This window comes from Clostridium culturomicium (assembly GCF_000821305.1).
Lineage (GTDB): Bacteria > Bacillota > Clostridia > Clostridiales > Clostridiaceae > Clostridium_J > Clostridium_J culturomicium.
The window spans coordinates 314,581-334,843 of record NZ_CCXK01000017.1 but is presented as its reverse complement, the minus strand read 5'-3'; the positions used below and the strand labels follow the sequence as shown (position 1 = coordinate 334,843).

Sequence of the window (20,263 nt, the reverse complement as noted above, 5' to 3'; positions counted from 1 at the left end):
TAATTTAATTCTATTTTTATAACTATTTTTCTAAAATAAAAGACAGATAGACTAGCTATCCGCCTTTTTATATAAAGTCTGCATTAATATTAAATTAACATACTATGAAAATCACTTTACTAAGGTATTCATTAGTATTTAAACTTGGGTTGTTTTTTAATTTGTTTTTAATACAGACTTTAAAGCTTCTTTAACGGCATTACAAGAATTTGTAGCACCTGTGATTGTATCTACCTCAAGATCTTGACTCTCAATGATAGATGGAATATACTTGTCCACTACTCCTGCAAAAATGTTTGGAGTTTCTTTATCGTCAACCACCTTAATTTCTGTGATACTTCCATCCTTAACTGTTACTTCTACTGTTAAATCATCATTATTTCCTTTCGCAGTTCCAGTGAAAGTACCATCAACAAAATTACCTTTTGCAGCTGGTTTTGATCCTGGCTTTTCTGATTCACCTTCTGGCTTTTTATATTCAGTTAAGCCGCCACGGTCTTTAACATATTGTATAGCATTTCTTGCTGAAACCCTTCCGTATACAACAGCTTCACCAAGGCCGATTGAATAATAAGCTCCTTGGATGTTTCCGATAACTTCTCCAGCAGCATATAATCCTGGAATTGGTTCTTCGTCAGTGTTAATTACACGGCCAATTGTATCTATTTCAATTCCACCTAGAGTGTCCATAACTCCTGGAGTTAAAGGCACTGCATAATAAGGTCCTTCATTATACGTATCTGCAGCTTCTTTTGCAGCTTCATTATCTATTTCACTATTTTTGATACCTTTTATTGTAGCTTCTAATGCATCAGCTGGAACATCCATCATTCCTGCTAATCCTTCAATAGTATCAGCTTTCATAACTAGACCTGATTTATCTATTCCATTAATTCTATATTCATCAAAGAAATCTTTGTCTTCAACAGACATGAAATTTTGATAAATTGTTTCGTTGTAAACTCCATAACACATTGCATCTGTCTGTTCTAAGATCGCAGCAGTAATTCCTCTGTCTGAGCTTGCTGCACTTGTTTCCTTAACAAAACGATTTCCTTCTTTATTTACGAAGATTGCCCCCTTTTCTTTAATTGGTCCAGGTAATTGCATTTGGATTGAAGATGGAACTACTGCACATGATAACTGTATTAAATCCATATTCCTTGTTTTAGCACCAAGTTCAGTTGCCATTACAATACCGTCACCTTCTGCTCCCTTAGATGATGGGAAGTGAATGTTTTTAAGATCTGGATGATCTTTTGCAATCATTTCTGGATTGTTTGAATAACCACCAGTTGCTAAAATAACAGAAGTACAATTGATTGTCGCTTCTTCCCCATTTTCATTTTGAGTAGCAACTCCATTGATTCTTCCTTCTTCATCTGTTACCAGTTTTGTAGCCTTCGTGTTAAGACGAATTTCAACACCTAATTTTTCACATTGTTCACTAAGAACTTTAATGATTTCTACTCCTGGAATCGTTCCATCTGTAGGGCAATGCAAATCTGAGTAACGAATTTGTCCCCATTCAGAGCCAAAACTTTCAAACCACTCAATTACTGATGGTGTTTCCTCAATAACAACAGCTGCTACATCAGAATCGTTAAAATTTTTACCATTTTTTCCCACAACTCTGTTAAGCAGATCAATATTCTCTTCTTCTTTTCCTTGTTCAGTCATATATTTTGACTTTGCACAGTTAAATCCGCCAAAGGCCATGGTTGTACTTCCCCCGAGGAAAGATAACTTTTCTAAAACCACGATGTTCTCAGCACCATTTTGTTTTGCTTCAACGGCAGCTGCAAGTCCAGCACCGCCGCCACCAATAATTACTATGTCGTAATTTTCTTTAGACTTTCCTGATCCACTCCCCTTTGAGCCTCCTGAAGTGGTGCCACAGGCAACCAACGTTAGCATCATCACTGACGCTAGTAAAAAACTGACTACTTTTTTCATAACTCTTCCTCCTCATTATACTCCAAAGTTTTGTATTTTTCCACATAACTTTGTTAAAAAATATACATTTAAGATTAAAAAATTTATGTATTTAAGGAATATATTTTATTCCCATATACCTATTTATCGTGGTTTGGAGGCTGCTATTGCAAACCTCCTTCCACATATGTGTTATAACGTCTCTAAATATTGTTATAAAATTATCTTTTTAAAAAGTAAATTTATATTGATTTTAAGACGAATTAAGTATTTTACTTTAAGAAATTTATCTTTATCCCATCTTGCTATATCCATCTCGAGTAAAAATAATCGCTGCTCTTTTTTCATTGCTCTTTAATGAAATCAAGAACCATGCAGTACATCCAATCATAGCAATTAAGAAGATTATCCACGATAGGGTATATTCTCCTGTCAAATCATAAATGACTCCACAAAATGGGGCTCCAATAGCCATTCCTATACCTGAGGTCATTGAAACCACTGACATAACACTACTATAATCCTTTTCTCCAAATAATTGTCTTGTGATTATAGGTGGGCCAACTGATCCAAAACTTGTTCCAAACCCATGCAAAAGTCCTGCAAAAATAGCTAGAATAGTAACGGGTGAACCCATTAAAGCTACTAATGATAAAGTAAGAGCTGCACATGAGATGGCAACAATACTCGTTCCACCTAATTTATCTGACATGAATCCCAATATTACCTTTCCGAAGGTTAACATTAAAGATCCTGAGGAAACTATAAATGCTGCAAAAGTAGCACTATGCCCTATATCCTGCATATAAGATGGAAGATGGCTGTTGATTCCACAAGAAACTATATTTACAACTATCATACAGAACATGATAATCCAAAAAAAAGGAGTTTTCATAAGTTCTGAAAGAGTATAACCTTGTACCTCTTCCTTGCCTCCATCTTTAGCTGACCTTGAATGTTGCCTTTCTCCATAGGCAACAATTCCTAAATCTGATGGTTTATTTTTTATAATGAACATTGTAAATGGAAGGGTTATAATCATCATTAATACCCCTAAAATAACATATGCACTACGCCACCCATAGACAGATATTAAATAGTTTGCAATTGGTGTAAAAATCATATTACCAATACCTGCTCCAGCAAAGGCAATACCAACAGCTGTACCGCTCTTTTCTTTAAACCAGTTGGCTAAAAGGATTGATGCTGGAATGTTTGTACATATTTTAAATCCAATCCCCATGACCACTGATATAATATAAAACATTATTAAGTTTTTACAGTAACCTAATGCCATGAAGCAAATTCCACATAGAATTACTCCAAGACTTGTCATTACTCTTAAATCCATTTTTGACCTTCCTATGGCTGGACTTATTAAAAGTCCAACCCCAGAAAGAATGGTAAAATATAGTGAAAATTGTGTTCGTGATATATTGAGCTCGGCACTTACTGGTATTACGAAGATACCCATGACCATTGAAACTATGGACATCATTACAAACATAAGTACAAAACAACTAACTACTATCCACCAACCATAAAATATTGATTTTTTCTTCATTGTCATTCCTCCAAATTTTAACCCAGTGGAGAGATATTTCCCTTCATTAAGTAATCATCCAAATCCTTGATTTGGTTAATACTTAAACTCCTTTCAAATATATATAAGAATGAGTCTTTGTATTTTCTATTTTATAATTTTATTTAATTATATTTCAATTATGACAATTATAGTTATGTATGTATTTACTATAATAATCATAGCTTAAATATATATTTATAATGTTACTTACTATTGTCCTCAATCCACTTCATTGCACAAAATGCATAAACTGCGGCCCCAACATGGAATGAGTTTTCATTAAATCTAACACTTGGATTATGAACGTTATAAATATATCCTTCCTCCTCTGTGCCTGCACCTAGTGCCAAGTATGTCCCTGGAACCTGTTCAAGTACATAAGCAAAGTCTTCAGAACCACCACACTGATTTGGCATTGCAATAGTGTTTTCTTCTCCTATACACTCCTTAACGTAGCCTTCCATAGCATTTGATATATTATCATTACACATCACAGGCGGTACAGATCCTGAAATTTCCACAGTACACTCACCTCTAAAGGATTTTGCTGTAAAGTTGCAAACTTCTTTTAGTCTTTCTAATAGAAACTTTCTTGTATCAGCATTGAAGCAACGTAAAGTGCCTTCCATAACAGCCTCCTCAGGAATAATATTTGGAGCTGTTCCAGCTGATATCCTTCCAATAGTTAAAACTGCATTGTCACCAGGCGCCGTTTCTCTACTCATTAGCTCTTGCAGTGCCATATGAACATGAACTGCAATATTTATAGGGTCAACGCCAAGATGTGGATCTGCTCCATGGGTTCCTTTTCCATTAATATTGATTGTAAATCTATCACAAGAAGCCATTACAGTTCCATAACTAGTTGCAACTACACCACATTTTCTTCCTATTGAAATGTGCATGGCCATAGCTGCATCAACCTTTGGATTCTCTAGAACTCCTCCATCAATCATCAGCTTAGCTCCAGTTAACCCCTCTTCATCTGGTTGAAACATAAGTTTAACTATACCTTTTAAATCCTGTTCCCTCTCTTTTAAAAGCCTTGCTGCCCCTAAAAGCATAGCTGTATGGGTATCGTGTCCACAGGCATGGGCATATTCGCCCATTGCAGAAAATTCTTCACCTGAAGTTTCCTTCATTGGAAGGGCATCCATATCTGCACGGAGAAGGATGGTTTTATTACCTTTCCCCACTGTTGCAACAACTCCACTCTCTCCAATTTTAATTGGTTCATATCCCATTTCACAAAGCTTATCCATTACATACTGTGAAGTAAAAGATAAATCATTCCCAAGTTCAGGATTTTTGTGTAATTGTCTTCTATTACTAATTATTTCATTTTCAATTTCTTTTGCTCTTAAAAGTATTGTATTCATTTAATCCACTCCATTATTTAGTAAGTTTTCCAGCCTTAAACAATCTATGAGATACAAATACTGAGAAAATTATTAAAAGTGGTAAGATATAAACCTGTAATGAACCAACCTTTGAAACTCCAAGTATTAATATTAAGACAGCCATTACAATTACGGGAGCCACAGACATTTTAGGTGACTTCATAATTACTGGAGTCGCAAAAGCTCCAAATAAAGCATAAATCAGATAATCGAATCCAGGCTTTAGAACAGGATGCTCTAATATCGGCATTATCTTTGTTCCAAATAACATTCCAATTAAAACTACTGATACAGTAACTAAGGATGAAACAGCAACGGCTATCATTGATACTACTTCTCCCTCTTTTGTACCTGGTTCAACCTCCGCAACGGTAAGAGCTGTAGTGGCTGCTGGAAGCTTCATATTAGATATATTACCAGTGATAAATGCAAGGTAAGTTCCTCCTGGTCCTAAAATCGGTGCATAGGAGAATACTTCAGTTACCCCAATAAGACCAAAGGTCATTAAAACACTGGAAGATGCAATCATAACTTGTCCAAAAGTAAGTTTTGTTCCAGTTATAAAAGTTATTACTGTTGGCACTGCAAGCATCATAAGCAATGCAATAACAGTGGTAATTTTCCCCAAACGGTGAATTTGATTATCAAACTCCTGTGATGCTAAATCATATGAACTATCTATATCAACCTTTTTATTTACTTTTAATTGAGCCATATAATCTTCCTCCTTCAACAACTACACGATATTTGAAACTAGGATTACTGAAACCATCCCAACAATCATGCTCAGTGGAAATGCAAAGTCTCTAAGAGTTGTATTTTTGTATTTTGATGCCATTTTATTACAAACTACAATGGTAACACTAGATACTATTGCTGCAAAAACCCCCAATGGTTTTGCAAAATCCATGTACTTAGGCATAGCTAGGACACAAACTAAAGCTATGAAAAGAGTGCTGACAAAGAATGGACCAAAACTATTTTTCTTTCTGCTCATTTCTTTGATTTTTCCATCGTATTTTTTAAGTAAGAATACATTGGTAATTGGACCACTCATAAGACCAATGGTCATAACCCACATTGCACAGCAAAATGCCGCAACGTTTACATTTGGATCAGCCATACCTGTAAAGCCCATAGATGTAGCTGCCATATCTGCCGCCATATACTCGTAGGATCCTGAACCAATTACAGAAACACGAAGCCATGGGAAGAATTTCCCCAAGGTCGGCATCATAAGCATCAAAAATACCATTATTGGTAATGAAGGTATAATGGAAAATATAGCTGTACTTGAAATTACTTTCTTGATTTTGCTTTTCGGAATTCCCAATTCCTCACTTCTTTTAATTCCTTTTCTTAAGAACAGCAGCCCTTGCATTACAACTACCCCAATAGTTGCTGCACAAAGTGCCATCATGGTACCACTGTTTGCTACGTTTAAGTAAGAACCATTTGTCATAGAAATAACCTCCTTTTTACTTATAGGTATATATGGACTTATTCAAGACATGTCTATAATAAAAGTCTAGCATGATGATTTTTTATGCACAATAGTCCTAAAATTTAGTCGTATTTTAGGACTACTGTCTTAAATTCTTCATGGCAAATTTACTTCTATTAATGCAAAACTTATATATTTAATACACAATCTCCATTATTTCATGAAATTTCTTCTCATATCTATTGTAATTAATAATCTCCAGTGACCGAATCAAATAATTCGATTCCTACTTAAAGAAAATTTTCCGATAGTAGTCTGAAAATATATTGAATTTAAAATATACACTTGATACAATATTTTATAGAGAATCCTATAAAAGGAAGTGATCTTTTGAAAATTGCGTTAATTACTACCAAACAATTACATGATTACACTAAAGAAATAATTGATAATTTAAATTTGAACTGTGAAATTCAGTACTTTGTATACTCCAACTTCTCCAATTTAGTTGAGATATACGCAAAAAATTACGACTTAGTAGATGGTTTTTTAATTAGCAGTCTTCTATCATCCCAATGGATAAAAAAGACATATCCCATCTGCCGAAAGCCTGTTGTATCCTTTAATACGGATATGCTAAATCTTTATAAAACTTTATTTAACTTAGTAATCCAAGATAGAAATACAGACTTTTCAAAGGTCTATTTAGACTTCATGAATTCACCACTTTTTCCAGATAAGCTTCAAAAACTTTATGACTATGATAAACCTGTATATGAACTATCCGATATTGCAGAAAACATAGAAGAACTTGATTTAGGAGGTATTTTCAACTTCTGCCGTAGCATAGTTGAAAATATAACCCTAAGATGGGAGCAAGGCTCCTTGGATCTTGCCATCATAACCTTTAGTAACATAGCCGAAGAACTTGAGAAAAAAGGAATTAAATATCACCTTGCCTGTCCTAGCAAGGATCACGTGGAGTCCTCTGTACACAGAATAATTAAAGACATTCAACTACATAAATTAAGTGAAAACCAGCCAGCAGTGATTGATATATCCATTGATAAATTTAATCCAAATGATGAGATATTTAATAAAGATAATGAACTGCTTCCAATATTACTTCATGAATCTATAACTAATTACAATAAAAATCATTTAACAAACTTTGTAATAAAAAGAAACCACGGCAGCTTTGAAATTTTCACCTCTCAAAAGACCGTGGATAGAATCACTAATAATAAAACTATATGCTCCTTAACTAACCATCTAAAGAGCACACTGAAATTCACCGTAAGTATTGGATACGGCTATGGAGAGGATGTTTCGGAAGCAAAATACCTAGCCTCTCTTGCTAATAAAGAAGCAAAGTATAAACCTTATACCTGCAGTTATTTAGCAACATCTATGGACCAGTTAGTTGGTCCTTTGACCTCTGAAAACAATCTTATAGTTCAAAACAATAAAATGGAGTACTATGAAAAAGTAGCTAAGAAAGTAGGACTTTCTCCTATAAATGTGCAAAAAATCATTGCCACAATGAAAATTCTTAAAACTGACAACCTAACTGCTCAGGACTTGGCGAACCAACTCTCTATAACAGTGCGAAGTGCTAACAGATTCTTAAATAAACTAATGGAAACAGGTATTGCAGAGGTAATTGGAGAAGAATTCGGAACTTCTAGGGGAAGACCTAAGAATGTATATAAGATAAACTTTGATTCGTAAATAATATTTTCAACCTATATATTTGCTCTATTAATACATATAAAAATTAACTGAAATCATTTTTAACCGGGCTTAATATAACAATTTTTACTAGAGTATTTAAATGAACAAAAAAATAGTGCAACAATCATTGCACTATTTTTCTTTACTTATTCTATTTTTTTACCACTGGTATTTGAAGCTCTGTTAGCCACTCTTCTTCACTTTCCTTGTTCCAAATACCATCAATGTAATTTTCTCTAGGATTATCACATGATACATATCCATTTTCTTCAATCCAATTGAATGCATAGATATATGCCTCTCTTAATTTTGAATATGGCCCCATATGCATAATTGAAACTGCAGTAACGGCATCAATTTTCTTAAACCTAATATCCTCAAAATCTTCCTTTAATTTGTCAACTGCTTCACAAAACTCGATATTAATATTCTTCTCCTTATATTCTCCATCAAGATAAACAATGAAGCAATACTCTGGCACAACACATTTTAAATCTGGATATTTTGTTGTAACCTGCTTACCTATATCTGGTATTAAATTAAAATAAGAGTCATAGCTTGGTGCAGTCAACCTCTTTGAGTATACAATACACTCTGGTAATTCTTTTATTATTGCTTGATAATTCATAATCTGTTCCTCCTCTTTACTCGATAAAATAAATTCAATTCTGGAGAGTTGTTCTTGTGCATTGCTAATTTCATCTAATAATTCAGCCCTTCGTTTTTCCAAGATATTTTTAGTGTTTACCCCTGATAAAGTAAGCTTAATTTCTTCTATGGACAATCCTATTTGGCGTAAGGATTGAATATAATGCAGTTTCACTAGCTGATCTGTTCCATAAAATCTGTAGCCAGTGAACTTATCAATGGTATCTGGTTTTAAAAGACCAACTTCATCATAATATCTTAGTGTCTTAATAGTTGTTTTAGTTAACTTAGAAAATTCTCCTATACGATACAAGCACTTCACTCCTTCCTTATAAATTTATTTTATTGCCTCCCCTAACTGGAGAGTCAAGAAACTATAAAAACACTCATGGTAATAAATATAGCTATATATTTTATTCCTGCGTCATAATAATTCTTTTCATAAGTTCTATGGATGGTGATATAAATTCATCAGTGTCTACTATTCCCAGTAACTCCACCTTAGATAACCACTTAAAATCTATGGTTTCTCCTTGCTGTAATGTAATGGAGTTTTTATCACTGGAGCACCTATGTAAATAAATCTTATAAATTGTTTGATACTCTTCCTTAACGAAAGATTCCATAAATATTAAGTTTTCTCCTAGTATGCCCGTTTCTTCAAGCAGCTCTCTTTTGGCTCCCTCCTCAAAACTCTCTCCCTTTTGAAGACATCCGCTGGCACCAGTCTCCCATTTTCCCGGGAATACAGTTTTATTATAATCTCGCTGCATTAAAAGATACGTACCATCTTCATGCACAACTATAATAACCACAACGCAATGAAAAATATCCTTTGGTATTTTCTTCCCTCTAATTAAATCTATCCCGACTTTTTCACCTACTATATTATAACCGTCCCAAATTTCCATATATGTACTCCTTATATATCTTTCTACTTCCTTAGTTCAATTTACTTTTTCCTTGTTCTTCCATTAAATATTTATAACTTTCAGGACTCTTAAGTGTTATTTCTGTATCAACATTTAATTCTATGCGTTTTGAATCAAATTCTTCTTCAGTTAATGGTCCATATAATTCACCGTTGCCTATACTTATTATCCAATAGCAAATATTTTCTTCATCTAAAGTCATAGTTTCTTTTATTAAAGGAGTTTGCTCTGCTAAAATAAAAGAATCATCCCAACCAACTTTAGTAACCTTTTCACGAATTATAGCCCATGCAGATTGACCTTCCTCAACTTTATCTAATGTAATTGAGTTATTACTAGCACGCCAAATTTGATAATGTTCGCCAATCATATAGTAATAATCACTGCTACCTGGTCCAACATAAGGAACCTTCTTTGAGTCTGTGCAACCTGTTAAGCTAAATATTACAAATAACAAAACACATATAATTAAAATTCCCTTTTTCATAAAACACCGCTCCTTTACTCTTATATAAATAATTCTACATTTTTTAATTATTACCTCTATGTAACAAACTGTTATCTCAAGGCTCCTAATAAAAATTAAAGCCGAGAATAATTTAATATTATCCTCGACTTCATCTTTGGTAATTTATGAACCCTTACATTCCAAATATTTGACCTTGAATATCCACAGTTTTCCTACTTACTTACAATTTTATAATACACCTTAGCAGTTAACATATAAACAATGCTATAGGCTGCCATAAAAGCAAGCACTGTTCCAATTGTACAGTAAAATGTCAATGTTGTATTTGTAAGTCCAAACAGGGTAAGAAGCATCTTCATAAGTCTAAAGTTAAAGACAATATGAACAGAAGCTACTATAAGTGGCATGAAAAACACTATTAATACCTGACTATTTATTGAACGCTTAATATCCTTCTTATCAAGACCAACCTTCTGCATTATTTGGAAACGCTCTCTATCCTCATAACCTTCTGATATCTGTTTATAGTAAATTATTAATACCGTTGCCATGATGAATAGAAGCCCTAAGAATATTCCAAGGAAAAAGAAGCCTCCATTAAGGGAGTAGAAATCTATGCTATTACTGTCCTTACTTTCTACGGAATACCATTCCCAGCTGCCTACAGCACCTCCATCCACATTGATATTTTCTGGATTACTTATAAAATCTGCACAGGCTATTTTCTCTTCAGTAGTTCCATCTAAATCTATGTGAGCCTCCCATATCATTGGACTGGCATAATCTCCATAAGCCTGTGTTTGTTCATTTGAAAGGTTAAACATAACGCTTGCATCAGCAACTACACAGTAGCTTATATCTAATAAAAATGCTGCATAATCACTCACGGCAGGAAACGAATCCAGTTCTTCTTTTACTTTAAAAGTTCTAACTTTTCCCTCTGGATTATCTGCATTGCTAAAATCTATTGATATATCTCCTTTAGCAGGTCTTCCTTGCGAATAAAGAAGAATTTCATCATCTTCTAGCTTTGGGGGATCTATATCTAAAAGTCTTCCGTATTCACTAGCCGTGATAAACACTAGCATTCTGCTACCCATATTGCTAAATTTATTTCTATCTGTAATAAATCCATTGTTAGTATCGCCTACGATAAAGCTTAGGCTATTTAATGTATTTACTTTAGTCATTTTATAACCTTGCTTTTCAATTCCAGAAGTAATTCTTGATTGCAACTGTTCAACATTTAATAAGTTTTCTTCTTTTCTATATCTAGTTTCGATATTTATATCCCCAGGATAGCGGAAATTTATTGAATCCTCCGTTCCTAGATAAAGTGCAAGGGTTCCTGACACCATAACAAGAACCATAGTGGAAAGAATACATATATTCGCAAGACCCACTGCATTTCTCTTCATTCTATAAATCATCCCTGAAATGCCAATAAAATTTGTGGTTTTGTAATAAAACTTCTTATTCTTTCTTAAAACCTTTAATATGACAATACTAACCGCGGTGAATAAACAATAGGTTCCAATGATTACTAAAATTACAGCTACAAAGTACATTGCTAAAGCATCCATGGCATTGGAAGTTGATACTGCTAAATAGTAACCTCCTCCAAGACATATAACCCCAAGGATTGCAATAATCCACTTTGTCTTTGGCTCTCTTTCTCCAACCTGTCCTCCGCGAAGAAGCTCTATAGGATTCTGCACATGAATCCTTCTTAAGTTAAATAAAAGAGCTACAGTTAAAATAACTGTAAAGAATATGAAAGTTATTCCTATTCCTTCATAAAATATATAAAATCCAAAAGGTACATCAAATTTCATCAACTTATATAAAAGAAGGGTAACCAACTTTTGAAATACAATTCCAATAATTATTCCACCGCCAATTCCAATTAAAGCCGTATATATACTTTCAAAAACAAGAACTTTTCCAATATGTCTTTTATCCATACCAAGGATGTTATACATTCCAAGCTCCTTGTTGCGACGCTTCATTAAAAAGCTATTAGTATAAAACAAAAAAATTACTGAAAAGATACCAATAACAATGGTTCCAAAGAATATAAAATTTGCTAAATAAGAATATCTAATATTCTCTGGAAGGTCCTTTGCTCCATTCATTGCTAGTAATATATAAAAAGCTGCGCTGGCTCCAACTATAGTTAAAATGTAAGGAAGGTAAAATTTTTCATTCTTTTTAATATTCTGCCATGCCAGCCTTGGATACATAAAGCTACTCATGGTTTTTACCTCCAGTAGTTAGAAGAGTTAAGGTATCAGATATCTTTCCATACATATCTTCAATAGAAGAATTCCCACGATAAATTTGGTGGAATACCTCCCCATCCTTTATGAAAAGTACACGACTTGCGTGGCTTGCAGCTTTAACAGAGTGGGTTACCATTAAAATTGTCTGCCCAGCCTCATTAATTTCTCCAAAAAGTCTTAAAAGACTGTCTGTTGCCTTAGAATCTAATGCTCCCGTTGGTTCATCAGCTAGAATTATCTGAGGATTAGTAATTAGTGCACGAGCCACCGCTGCCCTCTGCTTCTGCCCACCTGAAACCTCATAAGGAAATTTATTTAAAAGCTCCTCAATACCAAGATTTTTTGCAATGGGCTTTAATCTTTTCTCCATTTCCTCATGGTGATTTCCTGAAAGCACTAAAGGTAAAAAAATATTATCCTTTAAAGAAAAGGTGTCTAAAAGGTTAAAATCTTGAAACACAAAGCCAAGATTCTCCCTTCTAAAGGCTGATATCTCTCTTTCCTTTATTTCTGCCATTGACCTTCCGCCAAGAAGAACATCTCCACTAGTTGGTTTATCAAGAGCTGCCAATATATTAAGAAGAGTAGTTTTACCTGAGCCTGACTCCCCCATTATTGCTACATATTCACCAGCTTCCACTGAAAAGTTAACATTGGACAAAGCCTGAACATGATTACCTCCAAATCTTGTGGTGTATACTTTTTTTAGACTGTTTACCTGAAGTAATGCCATAATTAATTCACTCCTTTTGTTATCATATCTTAATTTTATCCAAGGTTAAGGTTGACTTCCATTTATTGTCCTTACAAAATAACACCTAACCTTACTTCTTTGTAAGGTTAGGCTTTATAATGAAAAATGAAGGATAAAAGATGAATAATTTAGGTTGAAATTCCTTCGGAGTTTCTAGATCTTATAATTTTTAGAATCCTCTATGGATTCTTTTCTTAATCTTTAATTCTTAAGTAAAACAAATATGACTCTATTCATTGAAACGGTATGAATCATTGCTTTCATCAAAACTAACAATCACCTTTGTGCCTTCTCCAATCTTTGATTCAATTTTTATATCATGACCAAGGTTTGTTAAAATCTTTTTCGATAAATACATACCAAGTCCCGAAGCTTTCTTATCCATTCGTCCATTATACCCAGTAAACCCACGGTCGAAAATTCTATATAAATCCTCCTCAGCTATTCCTATGCCTGTATCTTCAATTACTAAAGAATTGTTACCCTCCATGTAAATTGACACAGAACCTTCATTAGTGTATTTAATGGCATTAGATAAAATCTGCTCAAGAACAAAGGCCAACCACTTCTCATCAGTTATCGGCATTTTATCAATTGGTTTTAAGTCTATGCTTATTTTCTTTTTTATAAACATTGAAGCATATTTTCTCACACACTGTTTAACTATTCTATCAAGGTCGCACTTTTTAAAGACATAATCAGAGCTTTCACTATTCATTCGAAGATACACAAGCACCATCTCCACATACTGCTCAATTTTAAAAAGCTGCATTTTTAGTTCTTTATTTTCCTTAGAATCCTGCCCTTGAAGCAATAATGCCATTGCCGCAATTGGCGTTTTAATCTGATGAACCCATAGCGTATAATAATCAATCATCTCTGCCATTTCTTCTCTTGACTTTGAAATCAGTTTATTTTGTTGCTGGAATAGAGCTTTAACAAGATTTATATAGGCGTCCTCAATAGCATTAACTCCTTCCGGAAGATTCTCAATGGAAACTTCAATATCTTTCTGAACCTTTCTAAGCGCTTGAACCCTAAAATTAAAGCTTCTATAATCAAAAATTCCAAAAAGTAATATTACAAAGAAGCTAAGACCTGCTCCATATAAAATTGCTTCTATGGGGAGGTCATACAAGGAAAAAACTCCTGTAAATATGGTAATACACATCATCAGTATAAGAATTAATTTTAGTTTTGCCTTTAAATAATACTTAAATGACCTCATTCTACTCCACCATATATCCGATACCCTTCTTTGTTATAATAAGATTATCTAACCCAATTCCCGCAATCTTCTTTCTAAGTCTTGTGATATTTACGGTTAAGGTGTTATCATCCACGAAGCAATCAGTCTCCCAAAGCTTTTCCATTAAACTATCCCTTGTAACAGCTTTACCATTATTCTCAAATAGTACCTGAAGTATTCTATATTCATTCTTTGTGAGCTCAACCTTTTCACCCTTATATGTGACAGTTGCATCAGATAAATTAAGCAGTATCCCTTTGTGCTCAAGTACATCACTGCTAGAAGTAAAATCATAAGTGCATCTTAAAAGAGCTTGAACCTTTGCCACAAGCACAGTTAAATCAAAAGGTTTTGGAATAAAATCATCACCACCCATATTAATTGCCATTACAATATTCATATTATCTGAAGCTGAAGAAACAAATATAATTGGCACCTTCGACACCTTTCTAATCTCACTACACCAATGATACCCATTGAAAAAAGGCAGTGAAATATCCATTAGAACAAGCTGCGGGTTCTCCTTCACAAACTCACCTAATATATTTTGAAAATCCTTAGCACAGCTACACTCATACCCCCAAGAAGTAAGATGACCTTCAATTGCACCTGCAATAACGCTGTCATCCTCAACAATAAAAATCTTCATATTAAATCCTCCATAAAAAACTTGTTAGATCTTAATTTCACTTGCTTTTATATAATAATTATAATTTACTTTATTATATACCCATACTTTTACTAATTAAAGAAAATAAGATACATTACATCGTATATCTAGATAAAACAATATCACATATGAATGCTACAACTACAAAAACTATTGCAAACACTAATGAAATATTAATAAGAGTGTAATTTAAATAGTATGCGCTTGCCACCATAATTCCAGTTACAATCATGAATCCAATCCAAGTCTTTAGAAATGATACTATTCTATTTTTTTCTTTATTAGCTAAAGCTGTTTTACATATATAATTAACCACAACATTAGCTAAAAGAATTACTATAAGCATATTTATAATATCACCAATGGAAAGGATAAATTTCCAATCCCCCTTCTTTTCTCCCCAATTCCAAATTACTATTTTTCCAATGGAAATCATACCCAGAATCCATATACAGGAAAAACAGTGTTCAACCCCTAGAAGAATTTTTTGAAATTTTGTTCTTTTAGGCATAGTTTCAATAATTTCATCACAGATATTTTTATAATTTTCTCCTATGACATTTTCTATATTGTCACCACGATTCTGACCATCAATAATCATTTGAATTAAATCCCCACGAACCAATTCTTGATCATAATTAGTCATTTCTGAACCACGAATATAAACTATCATATCTGTATACAATTCGTTATTCTCTTTTAATATTTCCTTCTCTAGTTTATTATTTATTTTAAGTAACTCTCTATACTTCTTTTTCACTTTCATTTTCTCCCTTCAATAAATTATTAACTGCAAAATTTAACTCCTGCCATTGATTTTTAAACTGGCTTAATGCTTTCATTCCGCTGGGTGTAAGATTATAATATTTTCTTTTGGGCCCACTATTAGAATCTCTTAAGGTTGCACTTATTTGTTCATTCTTTTGAAGGCGCAAAATTATTGGATAAACTGTCCCTTCTGATATCTCACCAAAACCAAACTTGCTAAGTTTCTCTGATATTTCATAAGCATAAGTTTCTTGTTTATTTATAATTTCTAAAATACACCCTTCCAGCATTCCTTTTAGCATTTGTGATGGAATCATATTCTCACCTCACTATCTTGTAATACAATGAACTATAACTATATTGTATTGCAAGATAGCTAGAAATTCAATACTCTTTTCCATTTTTTCTAAATCTTTTGTTATTTCTAAGTTAAATTCTATATTTACTACATAAAAATAGCCTCTTTAAAAAGAGACTTACTTAAATTATTTATTATGTTATTAAGTTCTATCTTAAACCTTAAATATTTTTTCAATCATATAATGGCAAAAACTTAATGAAATCTGTTCATTAAAATCCACATTTTCTTCATTGCTATAGGCCTTCAATGCTTTAGCAATGAATGATTCATATTTTTCATCAAGATTCTTCATTCCCCATAGGCCACCTTGCTCTTTCGATAAAATTAATCCATCCTGTTTAAAGGCTAACACACGGCATAAATTCAATATAATATAAACGGGATTGTCACATATGTCTTCTACTGCATTTTTAACATCCAACTCAATGCTGTCTAAATAAGCACTTCTAGGAACCTCTCCAAATACTTTTGATATAGGTTGTCCTTCAATTGTATAACCTACAGTTTTTATCACAGTAAAATGTGCTGCTAAATCTTTATCAGTTCCCTTCATAGTTGTACAATATTTTCTCAAATTCTCTTTGCATCGCTGCATATGCATTGCTGAATAGTGAATCTCAAAGGGAGTTGGATAAATGAATCTCTCGCATACCTCAGCTAAGACTACACTCATTTCAAAACCTTTTTCTGGTACTTCTGATGATAATTTAAGTAACAGCTTTATCAATGCTACCTTTTCCTCAACTGCAGGTTCGCTATTTACAACAACGATAAAATCTATATCACTTTTCCTTGAATTAAAACACCCAAAAGCTAAAGAACCATGTACATATATTCCAACCAGGTTATTTCTTAAAATATCCTCATACTGTCTTGCAATTTCAGTAAGAACTTTATCAATTTTTACTTGATTCTCGTTGTTCATTACATTTCTCCATTTCCAGGTTAACCCCTTGCACATAATCCAAGGTTCCCTCATATATATTTCTGTATTAGTTTATTTTCTCATCATATATAAAAACTACCCATTGTTTACCATACTCACCATAAGCGGTGAAATGCTTTGACTTCGTTGGATTCCAGTTCTCTGGTGCCTTAAGTATTCTACACATGCAAACCCTCCTCACCTTAAATAATTATCTGCATTAAATCACTTAATGCTTCTATTTCAATAAACCCTTTGTCATTAATATATTTATTATTGCTTCTATTTATAAATATTGGTGTAAATCCAAAATTTGCTGCTCCCTTTACATCTGCTTCAAAGTTATCACCAATAAAATAAATCTGACTATTTTCAATACTGTCATTATCTTTTTTGATATCTTCAAAAATCACTTTAAATAGATCTTGATGTGGCTTTCTCAATTTATAATCAGCACTAAAATGTATATTCTCAAAGTACTTTTCCAAATCATATCTGTTAATTATTTTTTTCATTACTTCCTTTTTAAATATAGCGTTACTTAACAAATATACTGGAATACCTAACTTATTAAGATATTCTAATATGAAAATGGTATCTTCAAATAATTCAACTGAATTCATTTTCAAAGCACAGTTAAGCAAAATTTCTTCCATAGGAAACTCTTCTCTAAACCCATATTTGTTTTTAAAATCTAAAAGTTCTTCATCAAATGCAACTTCTATATTATCCTTATCTCTGCTATCATAAAGTTCTTTCCAATATGTTGCTGCATAATTTAAAAACTCAAATTTATCAATATCCTTTGATAAAATCTCTTCATGCAAATAAAGCAACACTGAATTAAAATCAAATTTAATATCATGTAGCAAGGTGTCATATAAATCAAATACAACTACTTTTGGTTTTGTCACAAAACTCACCCTCTCAATGTTCACTTATTTCAAATTCATAAATCATTAAATTTACTACTTCATTTTTCCTATAGTTTCCTCTACAGACATACACTGTGTATATCTTCTCTGCCACATAAACTCATTATAATATCTGTAACTTTCTTCTCCAGTCATAAATTTATTATCCACCGTTGTATTGGCATATGCAGGAACTATAGTATTAAAACCATGCTCAAAGCCACATTTAACAGTTGCATCAATGCAAAAATCTGTTTGAAGCCCTGTAATAATTATGTCCTTCACCTTTTTATCCTTTAGGTATTCCAAAAGCCCTGTACCCTTAAATGCACTATTAACTGTTTTATCAAAAATTTTCTCATCATTTCTTGGTTTAAATTCTTCATAAATTTCAAAGCCTTCAGTTCCCTTTGTCAGCTCCTGACCTTCTCCATCATCATGACGTACATATATTACTTCAAGGTTATTTTCTCTAGCCTTCATTATTAATTCTTTTAGGTTGCTTACAAACCTGTGAAACTGATATAATTTATCATTTGTTATTAATTTTTGTGTATCAATTACTAATAAAACCATATTCTCGTCCTTTCCCTGTTAAAATAATAAATAATTTTTCACCTTAACCCCTCATTTGTAATATTATTCCAACCAGTATTCATATTACAATGATACCATATATTTTCACATACCAAAACTTTCCTTTTAATCATATAAAAATTAGTCACAGCCTATATAATATTTTACAATTTCAACATATTTCTACAATGTACTTATGTTATATCTAAGTTAATTCTACATTAAATCTTAAGTATCTAATGATTAACACTTTATATTTATTCAAAGCTTCTATCAATTGGATACATAAAAATAGCCTTAGCCACTGTAACTAAACTGGCTAAGGACTTATCTTCTAAAACTTATTCTTTCACAACAGAACTTACAACAACACTTCCATCACTATTTAATAAAGGTGTAATACCACCTGAATACCCATCCCAGCTGCATAAATAGTTTACTCCAGTTTCTTTATCAACTATTATTTTGAAGCCAGACATACCACCTTCTTTGTAAGTAACGTGAAATCTTTCTTTATCTTTACCTCCAAACATACTTACTTTGCCTCCTAATGTATTATATATTTACAAGCTCACAATTTATTTATGTATATTTTACCATATTTCATACATATTATACTATTCATTATTGAATGCAAACTGCACGAATAACGAATACTTAAGTGATCTAAATCAGGATATACTTGTCTTAAAACTAAAAATTATTATAAAAGGACTTGATAATTTCAGCTAGCTCCTTTGGTTCATCAATATTTACTTCATGCTTAGCATTTTTTATAAACTTTAATTCTGCATTTTCAATTATTTCAGCCAGATTTTTAGAAGCTTTTTTATTGGCATTATCTTTATCTCCGCAAACAACCATCACAGGGCAAGTAATACTTTTTAAGTCATTACTAAAATCTAAATTCATCATGGAACTTGTTAGTTCTAAAAAGTCTTTTTTCTTCATTCCCATATTATTAAAAGATTTCTCTGGTATAAATTTAAAAATAACATTTTGCACCTTAAGCAGCGCCTTAGGCATATGATATTGGGCTGCAATCAACACTAAGGAATTTACTTTTCCAGGGTTATTTATTGCATAATTTAATGCTACAACACCGCCTAAGGAAAGTCCGCATAAATTTAAAGGTTCTAAAAACTTATCACAATACTCCGAAAAAGCATTATATAAATTTTCGTATGTTACCTCTTTATCCTTAAGAAGCAAAGATAGCTCTGGACATAGAATATGATCTTGTTCATTCATATGTGAAACTGTTTCCTTCCAGCTTGATGAATCTTGTCCAAGACCATGAATTAAAATATACTGCATTATCTGATTCCTCCATGTCAATTTCTTATTAGCCAATATAAATATCTTTAACTACATATGAATTATAACAGATTTTAAAGTATGATACTAATTATCTTTCTCCTGTTGTGTTCATTAAACTTAAATTTTGTATACCTTTAAAATAAATAAATTCCTTAACTCTACTAGTATTCAGATTCCTTTAAACTTAAATTTTACGCATAATCACTACGATTTCAATCTTTAAACTGCTTCAAATTTAAGTAGAGTAAACCTCCAAAATATGTTAAACTAATAACCATATATTAAATACATAGAGGT

At 32.6% G+C, this 20,263-nt stretch carries 20 protein-coding genes; 1 reads left to right on the top strand and 19 read right to left on the bottom strand.

The window, feature by feature from the left end:
* Nucleotides 1-156: 156 nt before the first annotated feature.
* The 5 genes from BN1075_RS14050 to BN1075_RS14030 form a co-directional block, all read right to left on the bottom strand.
* A complete protein-coding gene (locus tag BN1075_RS14050) occupies nucleotides 157-1,956 on the bottom strand; it encodes a flavocytochrome c (RefSeq protein ID WP_040193845.1) in 1,800 nt (599 codons plus the stop codon).
* A gap of 271 nt (nucleotides 1,957-2,227) precedes the next feature.
* A complete protein-coding gene (locus BN1075_RS14045) occupies nucleotides 2,228-3,499 on the bottom strand; it encodes an MFS transporter (protein ID WP_040193844.1) in 1,272 nt (423 codons plus the stop codon).
* 224 nt (nucleotides 3,500-3,723) lie between these two features.
* The gene (locus BN1075_RS14040) at nucleotides 3,724-4,899 is read right to left on the bottom strand and encodes a M20 metallopeptidase family protein (RefSeq protein WP_040193843.1); all 1,176 of its coding nucleotides are present in this window, start codon (nucleotides 4,897-4,899) and stop codon (nucleotides 3,724-3,726) included.
* Between the two features lie 13 nt (nucleotides 4,900-4,912).
* Nucleotides 4,913-5,635, bottom strand: coding sequence for a hypothetical protein (locus BN1075_RS14035; protein ID WP_052406558.1), 723 nt, complete (start codon nucleotides 5,633-5,635; stop codon nucleotides 4,913-4,915).
* Nucleotides 5,636-5,656: 21 nt separating this feature from the next.
* Nucleotides 5,657-6,382, bottom strand: a complete 726-nt coding sequence (locus tag BN1075_RS14030) for a DUF5058 family protein (protein WP_040193842.1) — start codon at nucleotides 6,380-6,382, stop codon at nucleotides 5,657-5,659.
* A gap of 372 nt (nucleotides 6,383-6,754) precedes the next feature.
* Here BN1075_RS14030 and BN1075_RS14025 point away from each other — a divergent pair, with 372 nt between their 5' ends.
* Nucleotides 6,755-8,095, top strand: coding sequence for a helix-turn-helix domain-containing protein (locus BN1075_RS14025; RefSeq protein ID WP_040193841.1), 1,341 nt, complete (start codon nucleotides 6,755-6,757; stop codon nucleotides 8,093-8,095).
* A 154-nt stretch (nucleotides 8,096-8,249) separates the two neighbouring features.
* On the opposite strand, the gene BN1075_RS14020 is transcribed toward BN1075_RS14025, so the two are convergent.
* From BN1075_RS14020 to BN1075_RS13955, 14 genes are all read right to left on the bottom strand, one after another.
* The gene (locus tag BN1075_RS14020; protein ID WP_235777815.1) at nucleotides 8,250-9,068 is read right to left on the bottom strand and encodes a MerR family transcriptional regulator; all 819 of its coding nucleotides are present in this window, start codon (nucleotides 9,066-9,068) and stop codon (nucleotides 8,250-8,252) included.
* 91 nt (nucleotides 9,069-9,159) lie between these two features.
* Entirely contained in the window at nucleotides 9,160-9,657 is a 498-nt protein-coding gene (locus tag BN1075_RS14015) for an NUDIX domain-containing protein (protein ID WP_040193839.1), read from the bottom strand.
* Between the two features lie 31 nt (nucleotides 9,658-9,688).
* Entirely contained in the window at nucleotides 9,689-10,165 is a 477-nt protein-coding gene (locus BN1075_RS14010) for a DUF3997 domain-containing protein (protein ID WP_040193838.1), read from the bottom strand.
* A gap of 194 nt (nucleotides 10,166-10,359) precedes the next feature.
* Nucleotides 10,360-12,402 carry an ABC transporter permease gene (locus BN1075_RS14005; RefSeq protein WP_040193836.1) on the bottom strand — a complete coding sequence of 681 codons (2,043 nt, stop codon included), beginning with the start codon at nucleotides 12,400-12,402 and terminating at the stop codon, nucleotides 10,360-10,362.
* Nucleotides 12,395-13,162 (bottom strand): ABC transporter ATP-binding protein, encoded by a 768-nt coding sequence (locus BN1075_RS14000; RefSeq protein ID WP_040193834.1) that lies wholly within the window; start codon nucleotides 13,160-13,162, stop codon nucleotides 12,395-12,397. The genes BN1075_RS14005 and BN1075_RS14000 overlap by 8 nt, the downstream gene beginning before the upstream one ends.
* Before the next feature lie 250 nt (nucleotides 13,163-13,412).
* Nucleotides 13,413-14,411, bottom strand: a complete 999-nt coding sequence (locus BN1075_RS13995) for a sensor histidine kinase (RefSeq protein WP_040193833.1) — start codon at nucleotides 14,409-14,411, stop codon at nucleotides 13,413-13,415.
* A 1-nt stretch (nucleotide 14,412) separates the two neighbouring features.
* Nucleotides 14,413-15,081, bottom strand: a complete 669-nt coding sequence (locus tag BN1075_RS13990) for a response regulator transcription factor (protein WP_040193832.1) — start codon at nucleotides 15,079-15,081, stop codon at nucleotides 14,413-14,415.
* A 115-nt stretch (nucleotides 15,082-15,196) separates the two neighbouring features.
* Entirely contained in the window at nucleotides 15,197-15,862 is a 666-nt protein-coding gene (locus tag BN1075_RS13985; RefSeq protein WP_040195190.1) for a hypothetical protein, read from the bottom strand.
* The gene (locus BN1075_RS13980; protein WP_040193831.1) at nucleotides 15,846-16,187 is read right to left on the bottom strand and encodes a PadR family transcriptional regulator; all 342 of its coding nucleotides are present in this window, start codon (nucleotides 16,185-16,187) and stop codon (nucleotides 15,846-15,848) included. Before BN1075_RS13980 ends, BN1075_RS13985 begins: the two co-directional genes overlap by 17 nt.
* Before the next feature lie 195 nt (nucleotides 16,188-16,382).
* A complete protein-coding gene (locus BN1075_RS13975) occupies nucleotides 16,383-17,156 on the bottom strand; it encodes an aminoglycoside adenylyltransferase domain-containing protein (protein WP_040195189.1) in 774 nt (257 codons plus the stop codon).
* Between the two features lie 203 nt (nucleotides 17,157-17,359).
* The gene (locus BN1075_RS13970) at nucleotides 17,360-18,070 is read right to left on the bottom strand and encodes an HAD family hydrolase (RefSeq protein WP_040193830.1); all 711 of its coding nucleotides are present in this window, start codon (nucleotides 18,068-18,070) and stop codon (nucleotides 17,360-17,362) included.
* 54 nt (nucleotides 18,071-18,124) lie between these two features.
* The gene (locus tag BN1075_RS13965; protein WP_040193829.1) at nucleotides 18,125-18,646 is read right to left on the bottom strand and encodes a cysteine hydrolase family protein; all 522 of its coding nucleotides are present in this window, start codon (nucleotides 18,644-18,646) and stop codon (nucleotides 18,125-18,127) included.
* 341 nt (nucleotides 18,647-18,987) lie between these two features.
* Complete coding sequence (locus BN1075_RS13960) at nucleotides 18,988-19,179, bottom strand: DUF6440 family protein (protein ID WP_040193827.1); 192 nt, start codon at nucleotides 19,177-19,179, stop codon at nucleotides 18,988-18,990.
* A 160-nt stretch (nucleotides 19,180-19,339) separates the two neighbouring features.
* Nucleotides 19,340-19,963: an alpha/beta fold hydrolase gene (locus BN1075_RS13955; protein ID WP_040193826.1), complete on the bottom strand. Its 624-nt coding sequence runs from the start codon at nucleotides 19,961-19,963 to the stop codon at nucleotides 19,340-19,342.
* Nucleotides 19,964-20,263: the final 300 nt, after the last annotated feature.